This is a genomic window from Xanthomonas sp. SHU 166, from assembly GCF_000364685.1.
GTDB classification, from domain to species: Bacteria; Pseudomonadota; Gammaproteobacteria; order Xanthomonadales; family Xanthomonadaceae; genus Xanthomonas_A; species Xanthomonas_A sontii.
The window spans coordinates 1-3,080 of sequence record NZ_AQOJ01000202.1 but is presented as its reverse complement, the minus strand read 5'-3'; the positions used below and the strand labels follow the sequence as shown (position 1 = coordinate 3,080).

Annotated in this window: 4 protein-coding genes; 2 read left to right on the top strand and 2 right to left on the bottom strand. The window is 72.2% G+C overall.

Annotation, left to right across the window (positions count from 1 at the left end; all coding sequences use genetic code 11):
• Together D180_RS07015 and D180_RS07010 are read left to right on the top strand one after the other, a co-directional pair.
• The coding region (locus D180_RS07015) for a biotin/lipoyl-containing protein (RefSeq protein ID WP_017912234.1) at positions 1-1,037 on the top strand (1,037 nt) is incomplete at its 5' end.
• Positions 1,038-1,119: 82 nt separating this feature from the next.
• Positions 1,120-1,860 carry a DUF6065 family protein gene (locus D180_RS07010; protein ID WP_017912233.1) on the top strand — a complete coding sequence of 247 codons (741 nt, stop codon included), beginning with the start codon at positions 1,120-1,122 and terminating at the stop codon, positions 1,858-1,860.
• 7 nt (positions 1,861-1,867) lie between these two features.
• Here D180_RS07010 and D180_RS07005 read toward each other — a convergent pair whose 3' ends face one another.
• Together D180_RS07005 and D180_RS07000 are read right to left on the bottom strand one after the other, a co-directional pair.
• Positions 1,868-2,248 carry a hypothetical protein gene (locus tag D180_RS07005; protein WP_017912232.1) on the bottom strand — a complete coding sequence of 127 codons (381 nt, stop codon included), beginning with the start codon at positions 2,246-2,248 and terminating at the stop codon, positions 1,868-1,870.
• An 87-nt stretch (positions 2,249-2,335) separates the two neighbouring features.
• Positions 2,336-2,893, bottom strand: coding sequence for an excalibur calcium-binding domain-containing protein (locus tag D180_RS07000; RefSeq protein ID WP_017912231.1), 558 nt, complete (start codon positions 2,891-2,893; stop codon positions 2,336-2,338).
• Positions 2,894-3,080 lie beyond the last annotated feature (187 nt).

Here is a 3,080-nt window from a genome sequence, read left to right as displayed (position 1 = left end):
GCCAGCCGCTGCCGCAGCGCCAGCACGAACTGGCGATCCACGGCCATGCGCTGGAAGCGCGGCTGTACGCCGAAGACCCGGCGCGCGGGTTCCTGCCCTCGATCGGCACGCTGCAGCATCTGCGCCTGCCCGCCGCCGATGCGCATACCCGGGTCGATGCCGGTGTCGAACAGGGCGATGTGATCGGCCCGCACTACGATCCGATGATCGCCAAGCTGATCGTCTGGGACGTGACCCGCGAGCGCGCGCTGCGGCGCATGCAGGCGGCGCTGGCGGCGTGCCAGGTGGTCGGCGTGTCGACCAATGCCGCGTTCCTGCAGCGCCTGGTCGGCACCAGCGCGTTCGCGCAGGCGGACCTGGACACCGCGCTGATCGAGCGCGAGCACGCCGCCTTGTTCGACACCCCCGTCCCGACCACCGACGCGCTGTGGAGCCTGGCGGCGCTGACTTGGCAACTGCACGAGCACGCGCCGGCGGCGCAGACTGCCGATCCGCACTCGCCGTGGGATCTGCGCGACGGCTGGCGGCTGGGCGCGCCGGCGCCGCGTGCGCTGACCCTGCAACATGGCGAAACGCAACGCACGTTGCAGCTGACCGCGCATGCCGGCGGCTGGCGGATCCACGCCGCGCCGGCGCAGGAGCCGCTCGAGGCGAGCGGCCAGTTGCGCGACGGGCGCCTGTCCGCGTTCCTCGGCACACAGCGGGTGCAGGCCGATGCGGTGTTCGCCGGCACGCAGCTGCACCTGTTCGTCGACGGCCACGGCTACCTGTTCGAACGCCACGACCCGGTCGCCGAGGCCGACCAGCCGGCGGTGGAAGGCGGCGGCCTGACCGCGCCGATGCCGGGGCGCATCGTCGCCCTGCTGGTCGCACCCGGCACCCAGGTGCGCCGCGGCACGCCGCTGCTGGTGCTGGAGGCGATGAAGATGGAGCACACCCTGCAGGCGCCGGCCGACGGCACCGTGCAGAGCTTTCGCGTGCGCGAGGGCGAGCTGGTCGGCGACGGCGTGGCGCTGCTGGACTTCGAAGCGGCCTGAGCGTCGCCGCCCGCCAAGCCGCGGTCGCCAAGGCCGCGGCTTGGCGTCACACTCGGCGCTGGTCCATCGTCCTGCACGCGCCATGAAACTCACCGCCCACGTTCTCGACGGCCACACCCTCGACGTGCGCCCTGCGCCGCGCGAGCGGCCGTGGATGGACCAGACCGCCGAGCGCTACGCCTACCGTTGCCTGCCGCTGGACATCGCCAACGCGCACGGTTGGGAGCTGCTGTGCCAGACCGCGTTCGAGGCCGAGTGGAACGGCGGCAACGCGCTCGACGACCTGCGCGTGCAACCGGCACCTGGGACGCACGCGCCGGCGGTCAGCCACTTCGGCTACGGCGTGCTCACCTTCCACGTGCCGTGCCTGTTCCGCACCGAGGCCGGCGTGGACCTGTACGTCACTGCGCCGGTGAATCGGCCCAAGGACGGCATCGCCGGGCTCACCGGGCTGATCGAGACAGACTGGAGTCCGTACACCTTCACCATGAACTGGCAGTTCACCCGGCCCGGCCGGGTCCGGTTCGAGGCCGGCGAGCCGTTCTGCCACTTCTTCCCGGTGCAGCGACGGGTGCTGGCCGAGACCGAACCGCGCTGGCAGCCGTTGTCGCAGACGCCGGAGCTGGAGCGCGAGCACCAGGCGTGGATGCGCAGCCGTGGCCAGTTCCTGCACGACCTGGCGCAGCCCGATTCCAGCGCCAGCCGCGAAGGCTGGCAGCGCAGCTATTTCCGCGGACCGGCGCCGGGGCAGTGCCCAGCCGGCGTGGAGCACCGGGTGAAACTGCGGCTGGCGCCGTTCACCCGCAGCGACGACGCGGAGTGAGGACCGCTCAGCGCACGTGGCGCTGGCGCACACGGGTGGACAGGCGGAACACGCCGTAGGCCAGCAGCATGCCCAGGATCCCGGCCACGGCATGCGCCCAGTCAAACACGCGCGGACCGATCCCACCGACCTGGTCGCCCCACAGGTTGAACAGCACCAGGACGATCACGGTCAGCCCCAGCCCGGCGAGGAACGCGGCGCGGTTGGCGCCCAGCGCGTAGAACAGGAACGGCAGGCCCAGCCCGACCAGGAAATGCACCGGGAAGAAGTACACCGAACCGTACGGGCGCAGCAGCGACCAGACGATGGCGGCGAAGACCGCGACGAAGACAAACAGACCCAGCGACAGGGCGCGGGTCTTGGCGGGGGAAAGACGTGGCTCGGTCATGCGTCACCTGCAGGCAATCGGCGACCGTAACGGAGTGCGGATCACGGCCCGGTCAAGACCCCGCGTTGCCCACGCGGCTGCAGACGCTCAACGCGAAGATCGGCACCACTGCCGCTCGCACGGCACGCCGTCGTGGTTGCCGTCCATCTCCACACCCGGGCAGTGCTGCAGGAAGTACACCGCTTCGTCGCACGAGGTCATCTGCGCGCAGTGCGTGCGGCCGTCGCAGTGGAAGGCGGGCGCCGTCGTGGGCGCGGTGCGCGCGGTGGCCACTGACGACTCCGGCACCGAGGGCGGCGCAGGGCTTGCCTGCGGTGCCGCCACGAAGCGCAGCGCTGCGTAGGCCGCGATCGCGAGCACCGCCAGCAGCATCAGCACGCCGAGCCAGAGACCGCGACGCGGACGCGGTGCCGCACGCGCGGGCGATGCAGGCGCCCGACCGGGACGCATCACCCGCAAGGCCCGCGGCCGTCCTTGCGCGTCGTGCTCCAGGTCGAAGGAGATCAGTTCGCCCACCCGCGGGGGAACGCCGTCGGCAGGAAACGCCGCGCGTTGCACCTCGGCTTCGGTCTCACGATGGGCAAGGCGCACCCGGCCGCAGCCGCGCTCCTCGCTCCACTGAATCAAGGTCCCGTGCGTGCGCATGGCGTCACCGCAAGAAAGTGCATCGCCGCGGTGGACGCCGCCGTGCCCGGTGCGTCCACCGTCCCCACCGCACCTGCTCCCGCCAGGCGCGGCCCCGCGTGCAGCATGCCATGGCTGTGGCCTGCGTGCCGACCGGCCACCTGCTGCAGGCGCGGTCGCGCGACGGCCGGTCAGCCACGCGCCGCGG

Coding starts and splice junctions, on each gene's coding strand:
- D180_RS07010 (WP_017912233.1), top strand. CDS start 1,120: ATGAAACTCACCGCCCACGTTCTCGACGGCCACACCCTCGACGTGCGC.
- D180_RS07005 (WP_017912232.1), bottom strand. CDS start 2,248: ATGACCGAGCCACGTCTTTCCCCCGCCAAGACCCGCGCCCTGTCGCTG.
- D180_RS07000 (WP_017912231.1), bottom strand. CDS start 2,893: ATGCGCACGCACGGGACCTTGATTCAGTGGAGCGAGGAGCGCGGCTGC.